The organism is Nonomuraea mangrovi (assembly GCF_042681425.1).
In the GTDB taxonomy this organism is placed as follows: Bacteria; Actinomycetota; Actinomycetes; order Streptosporangiales; family Streptosporangiaceae; genus Nonomuraea; species Nonomuraea mangrovi.
On sequence record NZ_JBHUFV010000033.1, the window covers coordinates 626,811 to 647,924 of the forward strand.

The window sequence follows — 21,114 nt, forward strand, 5'->3', positions numbered from 1 at the left end:
GATCTTCGTCACAGACATGCTCAAGGGGTGCGAGGCCGCACACCTCGCACCCCTCGAGGGCTCCCCCGGAGTCCCCCTCCGAGGACAACGATCGCCTGTCCCGGGGTCGCCGCGCGTCACCCGCGCGGCTGATTCGCCCCTACTTCGCTCGGCGGAGAGCCGCCTTCAGGTAGGCGTCCAGGTTGCCGAGCTCGTAGCCCCTGCGCCTGATCTTGTCGACCAGGATCCTGAAGTCCCTGGCCAGGTTGGGCCTGAAGTGCAGCAGCAGGATGTCTCCTGGGCGCAGCCGCTTGTCCGGCACCTGGTAGGCGATCTTCCCGCCCGGCTGCACGGTCGCCGTCCACAGCAGCAGCGCCTCGACGCCGCACGCCTTGGCGGCCCGCAGGGTGCCGGCGCCGTAGTTGCCGAACGGCGGCCTGAACAGCGTCGGCCGGGTGCCGATGTGCTCGCGGATCAGCTTCGACGAGCCGCAGATCTCGGCCTTCTGCGCGTCGTAGCCGAGCGTGCGCAGGTCGGGATGGGTGAGCGTGTGGTTCTCGATCGGCACGCCCGCGTCGCGCAGCTGCCTGAAGTAGCTCCACTTGCCGCGTCCGACGTACTTGCCCACGCCGCCCGCGGGATCGGGCGCGCCGAGCGCCTCCACCGCGTCGCGCATGACGAAGGCGGTGATCGGTATGCGCTGCTCGCGCACCTGCCTGACGAAGCCGGGGTCCTGCTCCCAGCCGTCGTCGATGGTCAGGAACACCACCTTGCGTGTGGTGGGGATCGAGCTGATCACCGGCAGGACGGAGCCGGCGGGGGCAATCGCCTTCACCTCGCCGGGCCGGGGAAGGACGCCGGGTGGACCCGCCTTCTGCTGCGGCTTGACCGGGACGGGCGGTGAGGAAGCGGGCGCGGCGGAGGAGGCCGGGCTCGTCCCTCCCGCGGCGCAACCCGAGACCAGCGCGGCCGCCACGATGCCCGCCGACACGCGCATCAGGCGCGTTCCCCCGAATCGCCGCCCGATCATGGGACCCCATCCTGCCATGGATCATGGACCATTCTCGGCGTGAGTTGCCATGAAGAAGAGGCGCGGTGCTGCCTAGAGTGGCCTTTGTGAAGGTCGCAGGCAGTGCGGTGCTCGGCATCGGCAGAGATCGTGTGTGGGACGCGCTCCAGGACCCGGCGGTGCTGGTGCGCACCATCCCGGGCTGTGAGCGCCTGGAGGAGACGGGCCCCGGCACCTACCGGATGACGGTCAGCGCGGGCGTCGCCTCGATCAAGGGCGTGTACCAGGGGGAGGTGGCGCTGTCCGAGCCGTCGCCGCCCGAGCGCTTCGTGCTGAGAGCGCGGGGGCAGGGCGCGCCCGGCACGGTCGAGGCCACCGTCGAGGTACGGCTGGCCGAGGTCGAGGGCGGGACGCGGATCGACTACGACGCCGAGGCCGTGGTCGGCGGGATGATCGGCGGGGTGGGGCAGCGGATGCTCGGCTCGGTCGCCAAGCGCACGGCGGGAGACTTCTTCAGCGCCGTCGAATCCCACCTGGTCACCGGGGTCCCCGCCCAGGCTGGCGCCCTCGCGGGATCGGCGGCGTCGCGTGGTCGCGCGCCCGCCGTTCCCGCTCAGGCGGGCCCGATGCGTTCGGCGGCCGGGCCGGATCATGGCGTGGCCGCGCCCGCCGTCCGCAGGGCGGAGCAGGAGGGCGCGGGGCAGGTCTTCGAACGGCCGCGCCCCGCGAAGGACCACACCCAGACCCGCCCGTGGGTCATGCTGGCCGCCTTTGGCATGGGCGCGGGCATCGCCCTGGGCAGCGCGGCGATCGGCTGGGTGCTCGGCAGGGCGGGCCGCCGGTAGCCGCGCGTCCGGCCATGCCCCCCGCTGTCGGCAGCACCCGCGGCTCCCGCCCGCGCAAGCCGGGCCTCGCCCCCCGGATGTCCGGACTCCCGGACTCCCGGGGGTCAGCTGCTCCTGATCGAGGTCTCGGGCCGGGCTGACCAGGTGCGCGACAACTCCTCGGCCAGCGCCGCCGTGAGCGCCTCGACGTCGGCGCGCGCCGTCCCGTGCATCGCCTCGGCGACGATCAGGACGGCGCCCGTCGACTCCCTGACGGCCGAGTGGCCGCTCTGCCTGTTCGACCAGCGGCGGGCGTGCGCGCGCCGCTCCGCGTCCGCGAAGATCACTTCGCCGGGTTCGGGCCGCTCGACCTCGCCGCCGAAGGTGAGGTAGGTCTCGTCCCCGTACGCGTGGCGGACCTCCATGCTCCCCGCGACCCGGGCGCGGTCGAAGACCGCCACGGGGATCGCGTAGGCCAGCGAGACGGCGTTGCACAGGTCGATCAGCGGGTGGATGCGCGGCAGCGACCCCTCCTTCCTGAAGCGCCGCAACAGCGACTCGGCGGCGCACCGGTACTGGGTCGGCTTCAGCCCCATCTTCGAGAAGGCCCTCCGCCACGCCTGGATCTCGGGGAGGTCGGCCTCCGTGCCGGCCGCGAGCCGCTCCTTGGCGATCGCGGTGAACCTGTCCAGGTCGGGCGCGGCGTCAGCGGTGATCCCCTCGGCGAGGAGCACGCCCGCCGCGAGTTCGGGGAAGTCCGACCAGATCCGGGGCGAATGCTGGACATCCATGAGGGCTCCTAGAGGTCGGCGAAGGCGAGTCGGACGCCGAGGGCGACGAAGGAGGCGGCGAAGATCCGCCCCATCCAGGCCATCACCCTGGGCCGTGAGGTGACCTGGTCGCGCACCGAGGCGGCGCACAGGCCGTAGGCGGCGAAGACGACGAAGGTGAGCAGCATGAACACCCCGCCGAGCCACAGCATCTCCTGGCCAGTCTCGGCGAACTGCGGCAGGAAGGCGAGGAAGAACATGGTCAACTTCGGGTTCAGAATGTTGATCAGGACGCCCGAGACGATCATTCGGGTCGCCGAGCGTGGCGCGGCGTCCTCGTCGACCGCCACCGTGCCCTTGTCGCGCAGCGCGGCCCACGCCATGAACAGCAGGTAGGCCACCCCCACGTACTTCAGCACCTGGAAGGCCACGGGGCTGGCGCGCAGCAGCGTGGCCAGCCCGGTGATCGTGGCCGCCAGGTGCGGCACGATCCCGAGCGTGCAGCCGAACGCGGCGACCACGCTCGCCGTGCGCCCGCGCGACAGTCCCGCCGACAGCGTGTAGACGACCCCGGTCCCCGGAGTGGCGACCACGACCAGCGTGGTCAGGAAGAACGCGAAACTCACCCGTCCACCCTGGCGCGACAATGGTCTGATGAACAGGTCCAAACAGGACGCTTCACGCAGGTCCATTGCGGTCGGCTCCGACTTCCTGCAGCTGGACGCCGGCGAGGCTCCCGCAGGCGGCCTGTCGGACTGGCTGGCGGGAAGGCTCAGGCGCGCCATGGCCGACGGCCGCCTGCCGGTGGGCGGCAGGCTGCCGGCCACACGCGTGCTGGCCGCGGAGCTGGGCGTGTCGCGCGGCGTGGTCACCGAGGCCTACCAGCGGTTGAGAGAGGAGGGCCACGTCGCGGGACGCGGGAGGGCGGGGACCGTCGTCGTCGCCGTGCCCGCGACGCCACCCCGCCCCCTCGGCCCGCCCCGCGCGACCGCGCCGGGGGAGCTGTTCGCGGCCGAGCCCATGGCCGACGTCTTCGACGCGCTGCGCGCCGCGCCGGCGCGCATCGACCTGTCACCGGGACTGCCTGATCTGGCCGCCTTCCCCAGGACGGCATGGCTGAGGGCCGAACGCTCCGTCCTCGCCGGGTTGTCGGCCGCCGATCTCGGATACGGCGATCCCAGGGGAGCGCTCGCCCTGCGCACGGCCGTGGTCCACTGGCTGGCGCGCAACAGGGGGATCAGGGCGGATCCGGGCGAGGTGCTCATCGTGTCGGGGACCGCCCAGGCGCTCGGCCTGCTGGCCCACGTGCTGGGCAGGGAGGGCGTCGACGAGGTCGCGGTGGAGGACCCTGGCTCGCTCGGGGCCCGCCAACACCTCGGCGACGCGGGCATGCGCACCCCGCCCGTCACCGTCGACGCCGAGGGCGTGCGGGTGGACGAGCTGCGAGCGCTCGGCGCTCCGGTGGTCCTGCTGACCCCGGCCCACCAGTTCCCGACCGGCGTGGTACTGGGCGGACGGCGCCGGCGCGCGCTGCTGGACTGGGCCAGGGACGGCGGGCTGGTCGTCGAGGACGACTACGACGCCGAGCACCGCTACGACCGCTCGCCCGTGCCCGCCGTCCGCTCGGTCCTGGCCGAGCGGGTCTTCTACGCGGGCAGCGTCTCCAAGCTGCTCGCGCCCGCGCTGCGCGTGGGATGGCTGCTGGCGCCCCCGCGGTACAGGGACGCGCTCGTCGACGCCAAGCGCTTCGCCGACCTCGGCAACGCCGTACTGCCCCAGCTGGTGCTCGCCGCGCTCATGGAGAGCGGCGCGATGGAGCGTCACCTGCGCCTGCTGCGCACCCGTCACAGGCGGCGCAGGGACGCCATGGTCGAGGCGATCGCCGCGCACCTGCCGGGGGCGGTGGCGCACGGAGCGGCCGCGGGGCTGCACCTGATGGTCACCTACGCGGCGGGGCCCGCCGACACCGACCTCGCCGCGGCGGCGCTGGCCCGCGGGGTGAAGGTCCAGCCGCTGTCGTGGCACACCCAGCGCCCGGGCCCGCAGGGGTTGGTCATGGGTTATGCCGCGCGGACGCCCGCGGAGATCGGCGAGGGGGTGGCGGTCCTCGGCGGCGTGCTGCGCGACTGGACAGGCAACTAAATGGTTGCCTATTGTGGGGGGTTGTGGACGCGGTGTTCAAGGCCCTGGCCGACGGGAGCCGCAGGAGGCTGCTCGACCGGCTCAACGAGCGCAACGGGCAGACGCTCCTGGAGCTGACCGAGGGGCTCGGCATGAGCCGGCAGGCGGTGAGCAAGCACCTGGCGGTGCTGGAGGCCGCCAATCTGGTCAGCACCGTGCGGCACGGCAGGGAGAAGCTGCACTACCTCAATCCCGTGCCGATCCACGACATCGCCGACCGGTGGATCCGCCGCTACGAGCAAGGGCGGCTGTCCGTACTGGCCCGACTGAAGCAATCGCTGGAGGCATCACCCATGAGCAAGCCCGAGTTCGTCTACGTGACCTACATCCAGACCACGGCGGAGAAGCTCTACCAGGCACTCACCGACCCCGAGCTCATCAAGGTCTACATGGGCGGCACGGGCCCCGAGTCCACGTGGGAGATCGGCTCTCCCGTGCGCTGGAAGTCCCACCCCGACGGAGAGTTCGAGGAGCTGGGCCAGCGGGTCCTCGAGGCCGAGCCGGGCAAGCGGCTGTCGTACACCTGGCACACGCTCCAGCCCATGCACCGTGAGCTGTTCGACTCCGACGAGGCGTTCGCGGAGGCCGTCAAGGAGCGGTCGAGGGTGACTTTCGAGATCGAGCCCGCCGAGATCCCGATAATGGGCATCAAGCTGACGATCATCCATGACGGCTTCGACAGCCCCGACAGCAAGATGCTGGAGGGCACCAGCGGCGGCTGGATCATGATCCTCTCGGCGCTGAAGACGTTCCTGGAGGGCGGCAAGCTCCTCGCCGACCAGTGACCCGGCCGGCGACCCCCTCGCCGGGATGGGCCGGATCCGGCGCCCCCGATCCCGCGGCCGTCGCCGGTCCGGTCCACGGTGACGGGTTCGCGGGAGAGGGGCTCGTGATAGATAGGGGGCATGGGCAGACGGGCCGGGCGGCGCAGGCAGGACGTGCTCGAGGGGGCCGCGCGGGTGATCGCCGAGCGGGGGGCGGAGGCGACCAGGTTCGCCGACGTCGCCGAGGTGTCGGGAGTCCCGATCAGCACGCTGCAGTACTACTTCGGCAACCGCGAGGACCTGCTGGTCGCCGCCTTCCGCCACGCCGCGGCCACCGACCTGGAGACCGTCAGGCAAGGCCTGCAGGGCACGCCCTGGCAGCGGCTCCTCCACATCGCCCGGCACGTCGCAGGGGAGGAGGGCGGCGGCTGGCGGGTGTGGGTGGAGTCGTGGCGGTGGGCGCTGCGCGACGTGGAGTGGCGGGGGGAGTTCCTGCGCGACTACGCGGCCTGGCGCGGCCTGCTGACCGAGGTGATCGCCGACGGCGTCGCCGACGGCAGCTTCGCGGTGGGCGACGACCCGGTACGGCTGGCCAGCCAGGTGCTCGCCCTGCTCGACGGGCTCGGCATGCCCACCGCGCTGGCCGATCCCGCGCTGAAGGACCCCGAGGTGCTGACCGGGGCCCTGCGCAGGCTGCTGGCCGTGTCGGAGGCGTGATCCGGGCTAGGCCCGCATGCCCGAGACGGCGGGCTGCTGCTGCGTGATGCAGTGGATGCCGCCGCCGCCCGCGAAGATCTCCCTGGCGTCCACCAGTTCCACCGTCCGCGAGGGGAAGAGCTTGGCGAACAGCGCGGCGGCCTCAGCGTCGCGCGGGTCGTCGAAGGCGCACAGGATCACCGCGTCGTTGGCGAGGTAGTGGTTGATGTAGGAGTAGTCGACAGGCTCGCCGTCCACCTCCGTCACCGTGGGCGCCGGCACCTCGACGACCTCGAGCGCGCGACCGCGGGCGTCGGTGAACGAGCGCAGCAGGGCGATGTTCTCGCGGCAGACCTCGTGGTCGGGGTGCGAGGGGTCGGGCTGGCTGTGCGCGACGACCAGGCCGGGGCGGACGAAGGCGGCGAAGACGTCGATGTGGCCGCGGGTGCCGTACATGCCGTAGTCGGCGGTGAGCCCGCGCGGCATCCACAGGCACTTCTCCGCGCCGACGAACGCCTTCAGCTCGGCCTCGACCCGCTCGCGCGTCCAACCCGGGTTGCGGAAGGGGTCGAGCTGGACGGTCTCGGTCAGCAGCACCGTCCCCTCACCGTCCACGTGGATGCCGCCGCCCTCGTTGACCATCGACGAGGTGTACGGCACCGCCTCCGCCATCTCCGAGACGAGCGCGCCCACCTTGGAGTCGTTCTCCCAGCGGGCGAAGCTCTGCTGTCCCCACCCGTTGAAGACCCAGTTCGCCGTGGCGAGCCCGCCCTTGCCGTCCACCAGGAACGTGGGCCCGCTGTCGCGCAGCCACGCGTCGTCGATGGGCCGCTCGACCACGGTGATGCCAGGGTCGAGGCAGTAGCGGGCGTCGGCGCTCTCGCCGGTGTTGGCGACCATCACGACGGGCTCGTACCTGGCGATCGCGTCGGCCACCTGGCCCCATGCCCTGCGCGCGGCCTCCAGGTCGGTGAAGGTCGGGTTGGCGGTCGGGAAGGCCATCCAGGTACGGGCGTGCGGCTCCCACTCGGCGGGCATCCGGAAGCCGGCGGCGGCAGGTGTCATGGCGAGTCCTTAGTCTGTCGGTGGTTCGTCAGAGGAAGTAGAGGCGGCTGAGCGGGACCGACGAGGCCGGCTCGGTGCCGATGGGCCGGTCGTCGAGCGTGACCTGCCCGGTGCGCGGGTCGACCCTGACCTCGCCGAGGCGGTCGTTGCGCACCATCGAGGCGGGGCCGATCCCGCGCGTGCCGCGCACCGGCACCTGCCGGCGCCTGGTCGGCAGGGACTGCGACACCCCGCTGACGAAGGCGACCGACAGTTCGGCGGGGGTGGCGCCGTGCCCGCCGAACTGCGGGCCGTACACGAGGGGCTGGCAGACGTCGATGGAGGCGTTGGGGTCGCCGGTGACGCCCCACGCGGGAAAGCCCGCCTTGAGCACCAGCCACGGCTTCGCGCCGAAGGAGGCGGGGTTCCAGAGCACGATGTCGGCCATCTTGCCGACGCTGATCGATCCCACCTCGTGCGACAGGCCGTGCGCGATCGCCGGGTTGATCGTCAGCTTGGCGATGTAGCGCAGCACGCGCGCGTTGTCCGGCCCGCCCGTCGAGAACCTCGAGGCCAGCTGGAAGGTACGGCGGACCGTCTCGCCCGCCCGGCCCATGCCCTGCGCGTCGGAGGAGGTGATGCCGATGACGCCCAGGTCGTGCAGCACGTTCTCGGCGCCCATCGTGCCGGCCCTGATCCGCTCGCGGGCGATGATCTGGTCGCTGGGCAGGTCGGGCTTGAGCCCGTGGGCGGCCACGATCATGTCGTAGTGCTCGCCGAGCGCGTCGCGCCCGAACGGCAGCGTGGGATTGGTCGAGGAGCCGATCACGTTGGCGACGCCCGCCATGCGCAGCACGTTGGGGACGTGGCCGCCGCCGCAGCCCTCGATGTGGAAGGCGTGGATGGTCCTGCCCTCCAGCACGGCGAGCGTGTCCTCGACCGACAGGCACTCGTTCAGCCCGTCGGTGTGCAGCGCCACCTGCACGTCGTGCTCCTCGGCCACCCGGAGCGCGGTGTCGAGCGCCCTGGTGTGCGCGCCCATGTCCTCGTGCACCTTGAACCCGCAGGCGCCGCCTTCGACCAGCGCCTCCACCAGCGGGTCGGCCACCGACGACGAGCCGCGCGCCAGGAAGCCGATGTTGACAGGCCAGGCGTCGAAGGCGGCGAAGGCGTTGCGCAGCGCCCAGGGCGAGTTGACGCCCACCCCCCAGACGGGGCCGAACTCCTGACCGATGATCGTGGTCACGCCCGACGCCAGCGACGCCTCCATGATCCGCGGCGACATCAGGTGGACGTGCGTGTCGATCGCGCCCGCCGTGGCGATCAGCCCCTCGCCCGAGACGATCGTGGTGCCGGTGCCCACCACCACGTCCACGCCGTCGAGCGTGTCGGGGTTGCCCGCGCGGCCGATCGCGTGGATGCGTCCCTGGCGCACCCCGATCGACACCTTCCTCACCCCGAGCAGCGCGTCGATCACCAGCACGTTGCTGATCACCAGGTCGCAGGTCTCGCGGATGGAGGCGGCCTTCAGGTGCAGGCCGTCCCTGGCGGTCTTGGCGAATCCGGCCAGGAACTCCTCTCCCGGCTCCTGCGAGTCGTGCTCCACCTCGACGACCAGGCCCGTGTCGCCGAGCCGTACCAGGTCGCCCTCGCGCGGCCCGTGCACCCCGATGTAGTCGTGCACTATGCCCCCTCGTATCCGCAGGCGCGCGCTCTGCGCAGCGCCTCCTCCTTCGCGCCCGGCGCGTCCAGCGGGCCGTCCACCAGGCCCGCGAACCCGATCGCGGTACGGCCGCCGCCGATCGGGATCAGCTCCACGTCCACGGTCGTGCCGGGGTCGAAGCGCACGGTCGCGCCCGCGGGCACGTTGAGCCGCATGCCGTACCCCTCCTGCCTGGGGAAGCGGAGACGCGGGTTGACCTCGAAGAAGTGGAAGTGAGAGCTGACGGAGATCGGCACCTCGGCGGTGTTGAGCACCTGGACGCGCACCGGTGACGGGGGTTGCTCCCACGCGGACCTGGACACGACCGCTCCCGGCGCGGCGTCGCCGAGCGAGCCGCCGCCCACGGGGTCGGTGACCACCGCGAGCCTGCTGCCGTCGTCGAAGACCGCCTCGACCGTCACCTGGGTGACGATGTCGGCCACTCCCGGCAGCACGTCGTCGGGGCCCAGCACGGCCCTGCCGGCCGCGATGGCCTCAGCCAGCCTCGCACCGTCCCTGGCCGCCTCGCACACCGTGTCGGCGATGAGCGCGGTCGCCTCGGGGACGTTCAGGCGCAGGCCGCGGGCCCGCCTGGCGCGGGCGAGCTGCGCGGCGGTGAAGAGCAGGAGCCGGTCCCGCTCGGTCGGCGTCAAGCGCACCAGTGCCTCCCTCGTTCAGTGGCCCGATGGCAACCAGTGGAACATCCCCAGGTCGGGACCGCTGACGCGGGTGACCGTATCGTCATACAGGTTCGTCGTACAAGCTGTTGGAAAAGGATCTCCCGGCGTAGCGTGGCTGGTATGCGGGAGGCACACGCTGAAGACGCAAGGACCGAGGCCCGACGAGTCATCAACAACCTGCTCGGAGAGGAGCGGCCGACCGCGGCCGCGCTGATCGCCGACGCGCGCGCCGCGCTCGGTGAGGACCGCACCTCCCGATGTCTCGAGCTGGCACTCGGCGCGTCGCTGACGAGGCGCTCGGCTGAGCTCTCCTCCCTCGCCGCGCTCGTGGTCGGCGTCAGGGACCTGGGCGGCACATGGTGGGAGACCGAGCGGGGCGGAAAGCTGCCCGCGCCCGTCGAGGTGCTGCACACCGCCGCCGCGATCGAGCCGTGGACCGACCTGACGGTGCTGGAGATGCTGGCGGCCTGGATCGCCGACGACGCGGCCGACACGCTCTGGGGGCGCCCGGTGGCCGAGGTCGACCTGAACTCGTGGCAGGCCGAGGACCGCATCAGGCTCCCCGGCGGAGTCGGCCCAGGACAGCGGCTCGTCGTCCACTTCGACGCGGGCGGCAGGCTCGACGCGGTGGTGACCAGGCGGCCGGACGGCGAGCTGGGCTCCAACCTCGACTTCTCCTCGCTGCGCTATTCCAAGCCCGCCGAGGCGCAGTGGAGCTGGGGCGTGGCCGCCGGGCTCGGACCGCACCGGCTGCCCGGCGAGGACCCCGACCCGTACGCCAGGCCGGTGGCCGACGACGCGGTGCGCATCCTGCGCGAGTGGGCGCTGCGCCATGGCGCCACGCACGAGCAGCTCGGCACGTCGTGGACGAGCGTGGGCGACGTGGTGGCCGCTATCGAGCGGGTCGACTGGATGTGGCGCAGCGCCGAGTGGTTCGGCTGGTGGCGCGGTGCCTCGGCGCTGGTGGACGACTCGGGTTACCTTCCCCACAGGCTGGAAGAACTCGCGGCCGATTGATTGTTACGGCTTTCCGTGAAAGTTGAAATTTTTTCGGACGTCGTCTGTCCCTGGTGCTACATCGGGCACAAGCGCTTCGCCAGGGCGGTGGCGCGCTTCGCGGGCGAGGTGGAGGTGATCCACCGTCCCTTCGAGCTCAACCCGGACGCCCCCGCCACGGGTGAGCCGCTGCTGGAGGCGCTCGATCGCAAGTTCGGCGGCAACGCGGCGCAGATGACCCGCCAGGTCGCGGACGTCGGCGCCCAGGAGGGCCTGGAACTCCGCTTCGACCACGCGATCAGCGCGAACTCGTTCGAGGCGCACCGGCTGATCGAGCTGGCCTCCCGCCAGGGGCTGGCCGAGGAGATGACGAACCGGCTGTTCGAGGCGCACTTCACCGACGGGCTGAACATCGGCGACGCGGGCGTCCTGGCCAAGCTCGCCGCCGAGGTGGGCGTCGCGGACACCGGCGAGGCCGCCGCGCAGGTCAGGGAGCAGCTCGGCAGGGCGCGCGCGCTCGGGATCACCGGCGTTCCGTTCTTCCTGTTCGAGGAGCAGTTCGGCGTCTCGGGGGCGCAGCCTGAGGACACCTTCCTCGCCGCCCTGGAGGAGGTCGCCGAGCGTACGGCCCGCTGACCGAACGGGCGCGCGCCCGGGCCGGTTCTCCCGGGCGACCGAGGGACACCGGCACCGGGCGCTCGGGCGGTGGTGTCGCGTGAGGCGGCCGCTCGGGCGGTGGGGTCGCGTGAGGCGGGCGCTCGGGGGCGGGGTCGCGTGAGGCGGTCGCTCAGGCCCGGGCGACGCGCTGGGGCGCGCCGTCACGCGCCCATGCGAGGACTCGTGCCGCCAGCCCGGCGACGTCGTCGTCGCTGTGGAAGACCGCAGGGGCGAGGGCGCGGCCCTGGGCGGCGTCGGCCATCGCGTCCTCGATCCAGTCCTGGGCCCAGCCGCGCTCCCACAGCCGGTGCAGGCGCACCTCGTCCGGGCAGTCGAGGAGCGCCCAGCGGACCGGGGCCGCCCAGCGGCCGTCCGGGGCGAGTTCCTCGGGGTCGGGCACAGGGCACAGCAGGAGCACCGGATGCCCCGCCCGCCTGACCATGGTGACGACGCGCTGCCACAGCCGGTCGTAGGCGGGCCAGATCGGCGCGGCCTCCGGGTCGGCGATGGTCACACCGATCAGCGTGCCGTCCTCGAGCAGCTCATCCATCTCCATCACGACCAGCCCACCGGCGGACCGCAGCAGGTGCGGCAGCAGGGTCGTCTTGCCGGCGCCCGGCGCGCCCATGAGGAGGGACAGGGGTGCGTGCATCCGCCCGATCGTAGCGCTCCACCAGGCGATCCGGCCTCCCGAATTATCAAGATCTCTCTCTTCTGTCAAGCCGCGAAATTCAGTGACATGACGCGCGATGGACTGTCCTGCTTACTGGAACGCAGGGCCCGGCACAGAGGAACGCGGGCCTCCACGCGGGTGAGAACGGCATGACCCGCTGAAGAGCCGCGACTCCGCTCCCGCGCACGACGGGCAGGAGGCGGCAGGACACGAGACCGCGGAGACATCCAGATGATCGAAACACGGGGGCTGACCAAGCGGTTCGGGGGAACCCTGGCGGTGAACGACCTGTCCGTCACGGTGAGACCGGGCGCCATCACCGGCTTCCTCGGACCCAACGGCTCGGGCAAGTCGACGACCATGCGCATGATCATGGGGTTGGATCGCCCCACGTCGGGCAACGCCACCGTCAACGGCCGGCCGTATCACAGGCTGCGATACCCGCTCAGAGAGATCGGCGCGCTGCTGGACGCCGAGGCCGCGCACCCGGGCAGGTCCGCCCACGACCACCTGCTGTGCCTCGCGCACAGCAACGGCATCAGCCGCGCCAGAGTGGCGGACGTGCTCGACCTGGTCGGGCTCTCGGCAGTGGCGGGCAGGCGCGTCGGCAGGTTCTCGCTCGGCATGAAGCAGCGGCTGGGCATCGGGGCCGCGCTGCTCGGGGACCCGGAGATCCTGGTGCTCGACGAGCCGATGAACGGCCTCGACCCCGAGGGCATCCTGTGGGTCCGCACGCTCATGCGGTCGTTCGCCGCCCAGGGCAGGGCCGTCTTCGTCTCCAGCCATCTCATGAACGAGATGCAGGGCACCGCCGACCACGTCATCGTCATCGGCCAGGGGCGGCTCATCGCCGACGAGGCCATGGCGGCGTTCGTGGCAGGCAACTCGCTCGCGACCGTGCACGTGCGCGCCCCGCACCCGATGGTCCTGCAGTCCGTCCTGGAGGCCGCGGGAGGGCAGGTCAGGAAGGAATCCGACGGCTCACTCACCGTCATCGGACTCTCCACATCGCGCGTCGGCGATCTCGCGCTGACAGCGGGAGTGGCGGTGCACGAGCTCTGGACGCGCAACGACTCTCTCGAATCGGTGTTCATGAGGCTGACGCGGGAGCACGTCGAATTCCGGGCCGATGCGCCCATGACCATGGCCGGCGCCTGACCGGCACGAAGCGATCTGACGGGGGAGAATCATGGTGGCAACCACTCTGGCGGTGCCCGCGGCCGGCCTGGCACCGGCGAGAGGCGGGTTCGGCAACGTACTCCGCGCCGAATGGACCAAGTTCCGTTCGGTGCGATCGGTCCGCTGGTGTCTGGCGATCTTCGCGATGCTCGCCGTCGGCACCAGCGCCATCGTCGCGGCCGTGTCGGCCGTGTCGCCGTTCGGCGGTGAGACGAGGACCATGGGCCAGGTGGTGGCCGTGGTCATGGCGGGGAACGCGCTCGGCGAGATCGCCATCCTGGTACTGGGCATCCTGGCGATCAGCGGCGAGTACCGCTCGGGGATGATCAGAACCTCGCTGATGAGCGTGCCGTGGCGCGGGCGCATGCTGATGGCCAAGACGGTGGTGGTCGCGGCGGCGACCCTGGTGGTCTCGCTGGCCGTGACGGCGATCTCGCTCGCCGTCCAGCTCTTCTCTGGGGAGGTGCTCGGCGGCCTCACCGACCCCGAGGTGCTGCGATCCCTGCTGGGCCTGTCCGCCTATCTCACGGTGCTGGCCGTCTTCGCGATGGCCGTCGGCGCGATCATCCGCCACACGGCAGGCGCCATTCTCACCATGATCGGCGTGTTCTACGTCATGCCGAGCGTCCTGAGCCTCGTGCCGGGGACCCAGGCGGTGGCCAGGGCCATGCCGTACGTGGCGGGAATGCAGATCGCCGACATGACCTCGACCGCTCCGTGGGGCTGGTTCGCCGTCTACTGCGCGTGGACGGCCGCGATGTTCGGCCTCGCCGTCCTCCTGATGCGGCGGAGGGACGCGTGACGGCGCCGAGAGAGCGCGTCCGGCTGGGCCTGCTCGCCGTCGGCACCGTCCTGCTGGGGCTGCTGGCCGCCGGGTGCGCCACGGGGAGGGCCGACGACCGGCCGCCCTCCGTCCCCGCGGACGCCGGGGCGCTGCGTTCCTTCTACGAGCAGCGGATCACCTGGAACGAGTGCGACGACGGATTCGAATGCGGCCGCCTCCAGGTCCCGCTCGACTACGCCGACCCCGCGGGGGACACGATCACGCTGGCCGTCATCCGCAAGCCGGCAGCCGACCGGAAACGGCGGATCGGCTCCCTCCTGCTGAACCCGGGCGGGCCGGGCGGTTCAGGGGTGAGGTTCGGCCTCGTCTCCGGTGAGATCCTCACCGAGCGGCTGCGCGCCCGCTACGACGTCGTCGGGTTCGACCCCAGAGGCGTCGGAGAGAGCACGGCGATCCGCTGCGCGCCCGAGGTGGGCACCGGCACCTTCGGCCCCGAGGTGAACCCGCGAAGGCGCGTCCGCGCCACGGCCGGCGACCTCGCCGACCAGCTCAAGCGGTTCGGGGCCGGCTGCCAGGCCCGGTCAGGCAAGCTGCTCGCCCACGTCTCGACCGTCGAAGCGGCCAGGGACATGGACGTGCTGCGCGGCGTGCTCGGCGATGCCAAGCTGAACTATCTCGGCATCTCGTACGGCACCTACCTCGGGGCCGTCTACGCCGAGCGCTTCCCCGGCAGGGTCGGCAGGCTGGTCCTCGACGCCGCCGTCGATCCCAGGGCATGGCCGACGAGCGCGGCGATCACACAGGCCCGCGGATTCGAGGTGGCACTCGACTCCTTCCTCGCCGACTGCGCCAGGCGCGCGGGCTGCCCGCTCGGCACCGACGCCAAGGCGGCCAGGCGGCGCGTCGCCGGCCTGCTGGAGCGTATCGACCGCAGGCCGCTGCCCGGCAAGGGCGCGCAGGTCGTCGACAAGGAGACGGCCGTCCAGCTCATCGGCGGAGCCCTGTACAGCGAGCATGCGTGGCCGCTCATACGAACGGCCTTCCAGCGGGCCCTGCGGGGCGACGGGGAGGGACTGCTGGAACTGGGCGGCGGCTCCGTGGGCGGGGGCGACGACAACTTCGCCGAGGCCATGGCGGCGATCGTCTGCCTTGACGGCCCGCCGGCACAGACCTCGGCACGCCAGGTCGAGGCACGGCTGCCCGCCTTCCGCCAGGCCGCGCCCGTCTTCGGGGAGATGATGGCATGGGCGGAGCTCAGATGCGCGTACTGGCCGGTCGCACCGGTCGACACGCCGCGTGCCATCCACGCGAGTGGCGCGGCCCCGATCCTGGTCGTGGGCGCCGTCAGGGATCCGGCCACGCCGTACGCGTGGGCTCAGGGGCTGGCCGGCCAGCTGTCCTCCGGCGTGCTGCTCACCTACGACGGCGACGGTCACGGCGCCTACGACAAGCGTGGCAGCGCGTGCGTCAACGACGCGGTCGACACCTATCTCATCGACGGCCGTCCGCCGCTCAAGGGAGCGTGGTGCCGTTGAGGTCACCGGCCTCCGCGCAGACGTCGACCGGCGTCGGTGTCGACCGGCCTCCGCGTCGACCGGCGTCGGTGTCGACCGGCCTCTACATCGACCGGCCTCTACATCGACCGGCCTCTGCGTCGACCGGCGTCCGTGTCGACCGGCCTCTGCATCGCCCGGCCTCGGTGTCGGCCGGCCCACCGGGGCGCGGCCTCGGGGACGGTCACCCGTGCGACCGTCCCCGAGATCACAGGCCGAGCGCGACGGCCAGCCGGGTGAGCTCCGCCTTGCTGGTGATCCCGAACTTGAGCCGGACCCTGCGCAGGTAGGTGTCGATGGTGTGCAGGCTGACCCCCATGCGCCGGGCGGCCTGGGAGTAGGTGCACCCGGCGGCTATGTGGCGCAAGGTCTCCGCCTCGCGAGGGGCGAGGGCGGGTTCGGCGAGCTCTTCCTCGTCGCCGTGCGGAACGAACGGGAGCATCTGGTCGCTTTCGGTGCTCTCGGGTAACTGTCGAGACCGTACGGCCCGCGTGGGGGCCGCGGGCTTCCGGCGGCTGTGCCCCGATCGCCCGTGACGGAAGGGAACCCGGCTCAGGAGCGCCAATCTTCCGATTTGTGCTGTTAAGCGAGTTTTGTAGCCGTTACTGGTTGTAAGTCGCTTTCGACTGGCTTGCTGTCGCCTGACATCACGCGCGGCACGGGGCGGCCACCGTGGACGCGTCGCCGGCCGATGATCTCCTCGGCCGGCGAACCGACCGGCCCCTCGTCGGTGCTCGCGCCTCGTCGCGGTGCGCGCTGGATGGTGGGCGGCCGGGGTCGACCGGCCTGCGGCAACGGGTCGACGGCGGCTGTCCGCCGCCACGGTCGGCTGTTGCGAACCCGCCGGGTGCGGCGCCAGGCAGGGGGGTGCGAGCGGGGTGCGGCGGCAGGCGGGGGAGGGGGCGCGGTGGTAGGTGGGCCCCGGTGCGTCCCACGTGCCGCGACGATGTCGGAGGAGGCGCCTGTCGGCCGAAGGGATACAGGGTCCGGACACGGGGACGGTGGTGGCACACAACGGGGAGTTGGACACGGCCACCACCGCACCGCCGGCGTCCACCATCGTGCCGGTCACTTCAAGTCTAACTGACTCCTTGTTGGACCGCCTGTAAAGATCGGATCACAACGTGACCTGCCTTGGTCAATGCGACATTCACTCGTGGTGATCCGGAAATACATCCGATGTATGCGGTCCTATGGAGCTGGACGTCCAGCCCGGCTGGTACATCCACCCGCCGCCGGCGGCGGGTGGATGTCCGTGTGCGTGGATGATGCGGGGGATGGTGGAGCGCCCGCCGCTGACCCCGCCCCAACCCAAGATCGATCTCAGCGCCGACGACTGTCCGCAGGTTCCTCGCCCCCGAGGATCCCCGTTCGCGGCTGGTGACACGTTCGTCGACGGTCCGCCGGTACAGAGGTCTCGCGGCGACGAGCATGGCCCTCGACCGCGATCGTGGTCGAGGGCCATCCCCGTTTGCCGTTCGTCAGGCGGAGGTTTCGGCGGTGGCGGTCAGGACCGCGCGGCCGAGGACGTGACCGGCCATGGTGAAGCCGAGCAAGGCCGGGGTGGCGTCGGCCGGGACGCCGATGGAGGCGACGTCGAGGGCATGCACCACGACGAAGTAGCGGTGCGGCCCGTGCCCGGCCGGCGGTGCGGCACCGATGAAGCGGGCTGCGCGTGCGTCGTTGGGCAGTTGGAAGGCACCCTCGGGCAGGCCCGAGCCGGTGTCGTCGCCGGCGCCCTCGGGCAACTCGGTGACAGTGGCCGGGATGTCGGCGACCGCCCAGTGCCAGAACCCCGACCCCGTGGGGGCGTCGGGGTCGTAGACGGTGACGGCGTAGCTCTTGGTGCCGTCCGGCGCACCGCTCCAGGACAGTTGGGGGGAGACGTCCTTACCGCCGGGGACACCGGAGGACCATTGCTCGGGCGACCAGGCGGCGCCGTCGGCGACGGTGGTACTGGTCACGGCGAAGGACGCTGCCTCGGGGAGCCGGGCGAAGGGGTCGTTGGCGCTCATATCGCATCGTTCCTTTCAGGTCGTGCCGTGGGGTGGCGGTGATGCGGTCGACGGAGGGCTCACACCGCTGCCGTCTCCCGTCCGCCTGCATGTCGACCATAACACAAATAATCGATTATTTGTCAGATCGTCTATGATGGTGGCATGAGTCAGTCGATCCACTCCTCAGCCTCGTCGGGGAAGCAGATGCTCTCCGAGCAGATCTACGCGCACCTGCGGAACGCGATCATGCACGGGAACTACGCTCCCGGTGCCGCCCTCAAGCCCCAGGATCTGGCGAAGGAGCAGGGCGTGAGCCTGGCCGTCGTCCGCGAGGCGCTCGTGCGGGTGGTCGGCGAGGGCCTCGCCGAGCGGCTGCCCAACCGCGGTTTCGCCGTTCCGGCCTTCTCCGACCGCCGCTGGCAACAGATCGCCGAGGCCCGCCGGAGCATCGAGCCGGTCATGCTGCGCATGTCCATCGAGCGCGGCGACCTCGACTGGGAGGCCCGCGTACGAGCCGCCCACCATCGTCTGGCCCGCACCCCGACGCACGTGCCTGAGGAGGGCGAGTACTACAGCGACGCCTGGGCCGAAGCCCACCGGGTCTTCCACCGCACCCTGCTGGAAGGCTGCGGCAACCCCGTCCTGCTGGAGACCTTCGACCGGATGTGGACCATGAGCGAGCTGGCCCGCCGCTGGTCGGCACACCGCAACCCCGACCGGGACGGCGTCGCCGAACACCGCAGGCTGGAGGAGGCGGCACTGGCCCGCGACGCCGACACCGCGGCCGAAGCACTCGCCAGGCACCTCACCCTCACCGCGGCCGAACTGACCGGCTGCACCCACCACGAACCCGCGCAGGAAGCCTGACGCGCCTCACCGATCCGCCCCGCCCACCGCCACAACGCCACCGGCAAGGCACCGACGTCGGCGCTGCTCATGTAGCCCCGTGGCTGATCCCCAGAGCAGTGGGCCGCCGCCCGCGACCGGCTGTGCGAGCGCGGCTTGCTGGGCGAGGCGGGGGATCTCACGGAATCGGGCACCGTCCTGCGTGGTGAAGTCGAGGCGCTCACCGACCGCATCGACCGCTCAATCACCGGCGCTTGCCAGGGTCGCGCGTCACGAGGCCCGGCACCCGACGCCGCCACCGCCCCGGCCCTCGGAGGCGTACCGGTGGGCAGCAGGAGCGCCGGCAGCCTGCTGCCCCGCCCCTGTCGGGGCCTGGCGGTAACCCACTCCACCGTGTTCCCCGTCCTCTCGGCGAGTTACTTCCACACTTCCGCGTTGTGCGCTTCCCATGTGCGACCGCATGAGACTGTCCAGGTCAGCGGCTTTGGCTGCCCCCCTCCTGGCTTCGCGGGCGCCCTGAGGGTCTTGGTCCCGTGGACGCTGTAGGTGATCTTCCCCCAGACGACGCTCTGGCAGTCCACCCAGTACTTGTACGTGCCTGGCTTCGTGCACTTGAAGTGCGCGAACCGCCCGTCGTTGGAGTGCTGGCATCCGGCGGGGTCAGCCGCACGGAGTGCGCTCGCGCCGGCCTGGCCGGCCGGGAGAGCGAACAAAGGTACGGCGGCCAGCACGGGCAGCAGGTAGCGGCCCGCCGGTCGGAAAGCGGCGTATACCCACGCGGTTGAGCGATTTGGTTGCACCTTTGATCCCCTCTGGTCGGTGACTGTCGGTGCAGTCACGTTTCGTCCACCGCAGCCTTCAACAGGCATGTCATAAGCGAGTCATAAGCCGTGGTGCTCACGAGCCCTCTGGGGCAACGTAGGGAGGCAGCGCTCGGTCGCAAGCGGCTGCCGGCGTGGCCACGCCGGCAGCCTGCCGTGGCCGCACCACCCTGGTAGCGGGCCGGCGGCCGACGAACAGCTCGCCGCGGCGGCCATGGATCTGGGTCCGGCGGTCCCACCGCTTGGAGCCGACGCAGGAGATTCCGGACGGCCCGATCATCAGGCGGTCGACGTTGGCCCGGTCATAGGGCGGGCGCCGGTCGTGCAGCACGGCGTAGCCGATCCGTTTCCAGAGGACGCGGCAGCCGTGCAGCGGCACGCTCGCCGGCGGCGCCCTTGCGCCAGGCCGTGACGGCGGAGTGGGCGCGCGCCGACGGTGGAAGGCATCGGCGGCCGCGGCGAGCGCGACGGCGATCAGGGCGGCGTGCCCAGGTACCCGTCCGTCCAGCCGGCGCGCCCCTGGACCGGGGCGGGGCGGGGGCTACCGCGCCCTGGCGGGCGTGTAGGGCGGTCAGGAGGCCGTAAGGCTGGGCACGGGCATCGCCAGCTGCCCAGAGCGGTGGTGCCTGCGGCAGAGCACCTGGTAGCGGACGGGCGAGGCGTCGGTGTCGCCGATCACCACCTGCTCGCCGCTGCGCGCCATGGCACCGCCGACCACGCGGGCGTTCAGCAGCCCTGGACGCCCGCACCAGCACAGCACCTCCACCTGCAGCCTGCACACCTCGTCGGCCAGTTCGAACAGGCGCTGCGCGGCGGGGAACATCTGCGACCTGAAGTCAGAGGCCAGGCCGAAGGCGTAGACGTCCACGCCGTGCTCGTCGACCAGGTCTGCCAGCTGCTCGATCTGCTCGACGGTGTAGAAGCAGGCCTCGTCGCAGATCAGATAGTCGATCCTGTCGTGCGCGCCGACGAGCGTGACCAGGTCGAGCGCGTCGTCCACCTCGATCGCGTCGAGGCCGAGCCCTATCCTGCTGGTGACCTTCGCCCCACCCGACCTGTCGTGCTTGGTCAGCACGAGCCCGCGCCTGCCCTGCCGTCCGTGGTTGTAGTTCATCTGCAGCGCCAGCGTGGACTTCCCGCAGTCCATCGGGCCGAAGTAGAACTTCAGCACCGCGTCGCGGGCGGCGGAGGGGACGGGAGAGAGCGCGGACAATTCGGTCACAGGCCGCTAGCTTACTGGTCATCACTACTGCTCCCATCTGTCACTGGAGGCGACCTTGGCCACGGACAACCCGGCCGCGCTGGAGGCACTGATGACCCCCGACGACCTGACCGCGGCCCAGGCCGACGCCGCGCGCTGGCGCTACGGCTTCTTCGTCGTGCTGACCGGCATTATCGTGATCCTCGTCGCCTTCGGCGCCGCGGTGTTCGCCACCAAGGAGTTCGCGACGATGTTCGCCGGCGTGTGCGGCGTGATCGGCACCATCATCGGCGCCTACTTCGGCATCCAGGCAGGGCAGTCGGGCAAGGCGCGGGTGGAGATGGAGCTGCACAGGGCCCACGAGCTCGCCGTACGGCTGGCCGCCTACGTCGGCACCGAGCACGCCCCCAAGGTGATCGACGACGTCCTCGGCAGCAGGAGACGGTCGGCTTCTCGGCCGTGAACGACCGAGCTTGCGGCTCCTCGCCGTCGATGGAGTCGACGGTTCAGGCCGCGTCGCCGGCAGCGTGACTCACTGCCCAGCCCGTCACACCATGTGAGGCGATGTGGCGGGCCGCGTTGCCGTCGGCGTGCCCGGCGAAGCCGCACGACGTACAGGCGAAGGTTCCTGGCCGGGCCGATGCAGGGTGACCCGCTGGGGCTCCGGTCGCTTGGGCGATCGCGTCGCACACACGCGACAGACGAACGGCGGCCTCGCCCAGAGCCCGGCTGCCTCGCAAGATAACGCTGAAGAATCG

Annotated in this window: 21 protein-coding genes and 1 pseudogene; 12 read left to right on the forward strand and 10 right to left on the reverse strand. The window is 71.6% G+C overall.

Features of this window, described 5'->3' with window-relative positions; translation table 11 throughout:
- Positions 1-139: 139 nt before the first annotated feature.
- Entirely contained in the window at positions 140-1,009 is an 870-nt protein-coding gene (locus tag ACFSKW_RS21310; protein WP_379574050.1) for a polysaccharide deacetylase family protein, read from the reverse strand.
- An 86-nt stretch (positions 1,010-1,095) separates the two neighbouring features.
- Between ACFSKW_RS21310 and ACFSKW_RS21315 the strand changes: the two genes are divergently transcribed.
- The gene (locus ACFSKW_RS21315) at positions 1,096-1,833 is read left to right on the forward strand and encodes an SRPBCC family protein (RefSeq protein ID WP_379574051.1); all 738 of its coding nucleotides are present in this window, start codon (positions 1,096-1,098) and stop codon (positions 1,831-1,833) included.
- A 104-nt stretch (positions 1,834-1,937) separates the two neighbouring features.
- Here ACFSKW_RS21315 and ACFSKW_RS21320 read toward each other — a convergent pair whose 3' ends face one another.
- Both ACFSKW_RS21320 and ACFSKW_RS21325 read right to left on the reverse strand, forming a co-directional pair.
- Entirely contained in the window at positions 1,938-2,603 is a 666-nt protein-coding gene (locus tag ACFSKW_RS21320; RefSeq protein ID WP_379574052.1) for a B3/B4 domain-containing protein, read from the reverse strand.
- A gap of 8 nt (positions 2,604-2,611) precedes the next feature.
- Positions 2,612-3,208 (reverse strand): LysE family translocator, encoded by a 597-nt coding sequence (locus ACFSKW_RS21325; RefSeq protein ID WP_379574053.1) that lies wholly within the window; start codon positions 3,206-3,208, stop codon positions 2,612-2,614.
- A 28-nt stretch (positions 3,209-3,236) separates the two neighbouring features.
- Between ACFSKW_RS21325 and pdxR the strand changes: the two genes are divergently transcribed.
- The 3 genes from pdxR to ACFSKW_RS21340 all read left to right on the forward strand — a co-directional run bounded on the left by pdxR (position 3,237) and on the right by ACFSKW_RS21340 (position 6,244).
- A complete protein-coding gene (gene pdxR / locus ACFSKW_RS21330) occupies positions 3,237-4,724 on the forward strand; it encodes a MocR-like pyridoxine biosynthesis transcription factor PdxR (protein WP_379574054.1) in 1,488 nt (495 codons plus the stop codon).
- A 23-nt stretch (positions 4,725-4,747) separates the two neighbouring features.
- Positions 4,748-5,548 carry an ArsR/SmtB family transcription factor gene (locus ACFSKW_RS21335; RefSeq protein ID WP_379574055.1) on the forward strand — a complete coding sequence of 267 codons (801 nt, stop codon included), beginning with the start codon at positions 4,748-4,750 and terminating at the stop codon, positions 5,546-5,548.
- A 120-nt stretch (positions 5,549-5,668) separates the two neighbouring features.
- Positions 5,669-6,244 carry a TetR/AcrR family transcriptional regulator gene (locus ACFSKW_RS21340; protein WP_379574056.1) on the forward strand — a complete coding sequence of 192 codons (576 nt, stop codon included), beginning with the start codon at positions 5,669-5,671 and terminating at the stop codon, positions 6,242-6,244.
- A gap of 6 nt (positions 6,245-6,250) precedes the next feature.
- On the opposite strand, the gene ACFSKW_RS21345 is transcribed toward ACFSKW_RS21340, so the two are convergent.
- Genes ACFSKW_RS21345 through ureA form a run of 3 tightly spaced genes read right to left on the reverse strand, consistent with a single transcriptional unit; the run spans position 6,251 to position 9,628 of the window.
- A complete protein-coding gene (locus ACFSKW_RS21345; protein ID WP_379574057.1) occupies positions 6,251-7,288 on the reverse strand; it encodes an agmatine deiminase family protein in 1,038 nt (345 codons plus the stop codon).
- Positions 7,289-7,316: 28 nt separating this feature from the next.
- Positions 7,317-8,951, reverse strand: a complete 1,635-nt coding sequence (locus ACFSKW_RS21350; RefSeq protein ID WP_379574058.1) for an urease subunit alpha — start codon at positions 8,949-8,951, stop codon at positions 7,317-7,319.
- On the reverse strand, positions 8,951-9,628 hold the full coding sequence (ureA, locus tag ACFSKW_RS21355) for an urease subunit gamma (RefSeq protein WP_379574059.1): 678 nt from the start codon (positions 9,626-9,628) through the stop codon (positions 8,951-8,953). Before ureA ends, ACFSKW_RS21350 begins: the two co-directional genes overlap by 1 nt.
- 141 nt (positions 9,629-9,769) lie before the next feature.
- On the opposite strand from ureA, the gene ACFSKW_RS21360 reads away from it, so the two are divergent.
- A complete protein-coding gene (locus ACFSKW_RS21360; protein WP_379574060.1) occupies positions 9,770-10,666 on the forward strand; it encodes a hypothetical protein in 897 nt (298 codons plus the stop codon).
- Between the two features lie 15 nt (positions 10,667-10,681).
- The gene (locus tag ACFSKW_RS21365) at positions 10,682-11,281 is read left to right on the forward strand and encodes a DsbA family oxidoreductase (protein ID WP_379574061.1); all 600 of its coding nucleotides are present in this window, start codon (positions 10,682-10,684) and stop codon (positions 11,279-11,281) included.
- Between the two features lie 151 nt (positions 11,282-11,432).
- Here ACFSKW_RS21365 and ACFSKW_RS21370 read toward each other — a convergent pair whose 3' ends face one another.
- A complete protein-coding gene (locus ACFSKW_RS21370; protein ID WP_379574062.1) occupies positions 11,433-11,954 on the reverse strand; it encodes an AAA family ATPase in 522 nt (173 codons plus the stop codon).
- 252 nt (positions 11,955-12,206) lie between these two features.
- On the opposite strand from ACFSKW_RS21370, the gene ACFSKW_RS21375 reads away from it, so the two are divergent.
- The 3 genes from ACFSKW_RS21375 to ACFSKW_RS21385 are packed head-to-tail and all read left to right on the forward strand — an operon-like array spanning position 12,207 to position 15,473.
- A complete protein-coding gene (locus ACFSKW_RS21375) occupies positions 12,207-13,133 on the forward strand; it encodes an ABC transporter ATP-binding protein (protein WP_379574064.1) in 927 nt (308 codons plus the stop codon).
- Positions 13,134-13,164: 31 nt separating this feature from the next.
- Positions 13,165-13,956, forward strand: a complete 792-nt coding sequence (locus ACFSKW_RS21380; RefSeq protein WP_379574065.1) for an ABC transporter permease — start codon at positions 13,165-13,167, stop codon at positions 13,954-13,956.
- The gene (locus ACFSKW_RS21385) at positions 13,953-15,473 is read left to right on the forward strand and encodes an alpha/beta hydrolase (protein ID WP_379574066.1); all 1,521 of its coding nucleotides are present in this window, start codon (positions 13,953-13,955) and stop codon (positions 15,471-15,473) included. Before ACFSKW_RS21380 ends, ACFSKW_RS21385 begins: the two co-directional genes overlap by 4 nt.
- A gap of 226 nt (positions 15,474-15,699) precedes the next feature.
- Here ACFSKW_RS21385 and ACFSKW_RS21390 read toward each other — a convergent pair whose 3' ends face one another.
- Together ACFSKW_RS21390 and ACFSKW_RS21395 are read right to left on the reverse strand one after the other, a co-directional pair.
- Positions 15,700-15,933, reverse strand: coding sequence for a response regulator transcription factor (locus ACFSKW_RS21390; protein ID WP_379574067.1), 234 nt, complete (start codon positions 15,931-15,933; stop codon positions 15,700-15,702).
- A 1,039-nt stretch (positions 15,934-16,972) separates the two neighbouring features.
- Positions 16,973-17,506, reverse strand: coding sequence for a YbhB/YbcL family Raf kinase inhibitor-like protein (locus tag ACFSKW_RS21395; protein ID WP_379574068.1), 534 nt, complete (start codon positions 17,504-17,506; stop codon positions 16,973-16,975).
- A gap of 144 nt (positions 17,507-17,650) precedes the next feature.
- Between ACFSKW_RS21395 and ACFSKW_RS21400 the strand changes: the two genes are divergently transcribed.
- Complete coding sequence (locus ACFSKW_RS21400) at positions 17,651-18,355, forward strand: GntR family transcriptional regulator (protein WP_379574069.1); 705 nt, start codon at positions 17,651-17,653, stop codon at positions 18,353-18,355.
- A 99-nt stretch (positions 18,356-18,454) separates the two neighbouring features.
- Positions 18,455-18,880 (forward strand): annotated as a pseudogene (locus ACFSKW_RS21405) (helix-turn-helix domain-containing protein); the annotation flags it as partial.
- 846 nt (positions 18,881-19,726) lie between these two features.
- On the opposite strand, the gene ACFSKW_RS21410 reads toward ACFSKW_RS21405, so the two are convergent.
- A complete protein-coding gene (locus ACFSKW_RS21410) occupies positions 19,727-20,377 on the reverse strand; it encodes a thymidine kinase (RefSeq protein WP_379574070.1) in 651 nt (216 codons plus the stop codon).
- A 55-nt stretch (positions 20,378-20,432) separates the two neighbouring features.
- On the opposite strand from ACFSKW_RS21410, the gene ACFSKW_RS21415 reads away from it, so the two are divergent.
- Entirely contained in the window at positions 20,433-20,819 is a 387-nt protein-coding gene (locus tag ACFSKW_RS21415) for a hypothetical protein (RefSeq protein WP_379574071.1), read from the forward strand.
- Positions 20,820-21,114: the final 295 nt, after the last annotated feature.

Bases quoted from the DNA above. Each gene is read 5' to 3' on its own strand.
- ACFSKW_RS21310 (WP_379574050.1), bottom strand. From the start codon at position 1,009: ATGATCGGGCGGCGATTCGGGGGAACGCGCCTGATGCGCGTGTCGGCG.
- ACFSKW_RS21320 (WP_379574052.1), bottom strand. From the start codon at position 2,603: ATGGATGTCCAGCATTCGCCCCGGATCTGGTCGGACTTCCCCGAACTC.
- ACFSKW_RS21380 (WP_379574065.1), top strand. From the start codon at position 13,165: ATGGTGGCAACCACTCTGGCGGTGCCCGCGGCCGGCCTGGCACCGGCG.
- ACFSKW_RS21395 (WP_379574068.1), bottom strand. From the start codon at position 17,506: ATGAGCGCCAACGACCCCTTCGCCCGGCTCCCCGAGGCAGCGTCCTTC.
- ACFSKW_RS21345 (WP_379574057.1), bottom strand. From the start codon at position 7,288: ATGACACCTGCCGCCGCCGGCTTCCGGATGCCCGCCGAGTGGGAGCCG.
- ACFSKW_RS21370 (WP_379574062.1), bottom strand. From the start codon at position 11,954: ATGCACGCACCCCTGTCCCTCCTCATGGGCGCGCCGGGCGCCGGCAAG.
- pdxR (WP_379574054.1), top strand. From the start codon at position 3,237: ATGAACAGGTCCAAACAGGACGCTTCACGCAGGTCCATTGCGGTCGGC.
- ACFSKW_RS21390 (WP_379574067.1), bottom strand. From the start codon at position 15,933: ATGCTCCCGTTCGTTCCGCACGGCGACGAGGAAGAGCTCGCCGAACCC.
- ACFSKW_RS21340 (WP_379574056.1), top strand. From the start codon at position 5,669: ATGGGCAGACGGGCCGGGCGGCGCAGGCAGGACGTGCTCGAGGGGGCC.
- ACFSKW_RS21400 (WP_379574069.1), top strand. From the start codon at position 17,651: ATGAGTCAGTCGATCCACTCCTCAGCCTCGTCGGGGAAGCAGATGCTC.
- ACFSKW_RS21360 (WP_379574060.1), top strand. From the start codon at position 9,770: ATGCGGGAGGCACACGCTGAAGACGCAAGGACCGAGGCCCGACGAGTC.
- ACFSKW_RS21375 (WP_379574064.1), top strand. From the start codon at position 12,207: ATGATCGAAACACGGGGGCTGACCAAGCGGTTCGGGGGAACCCTGGCG.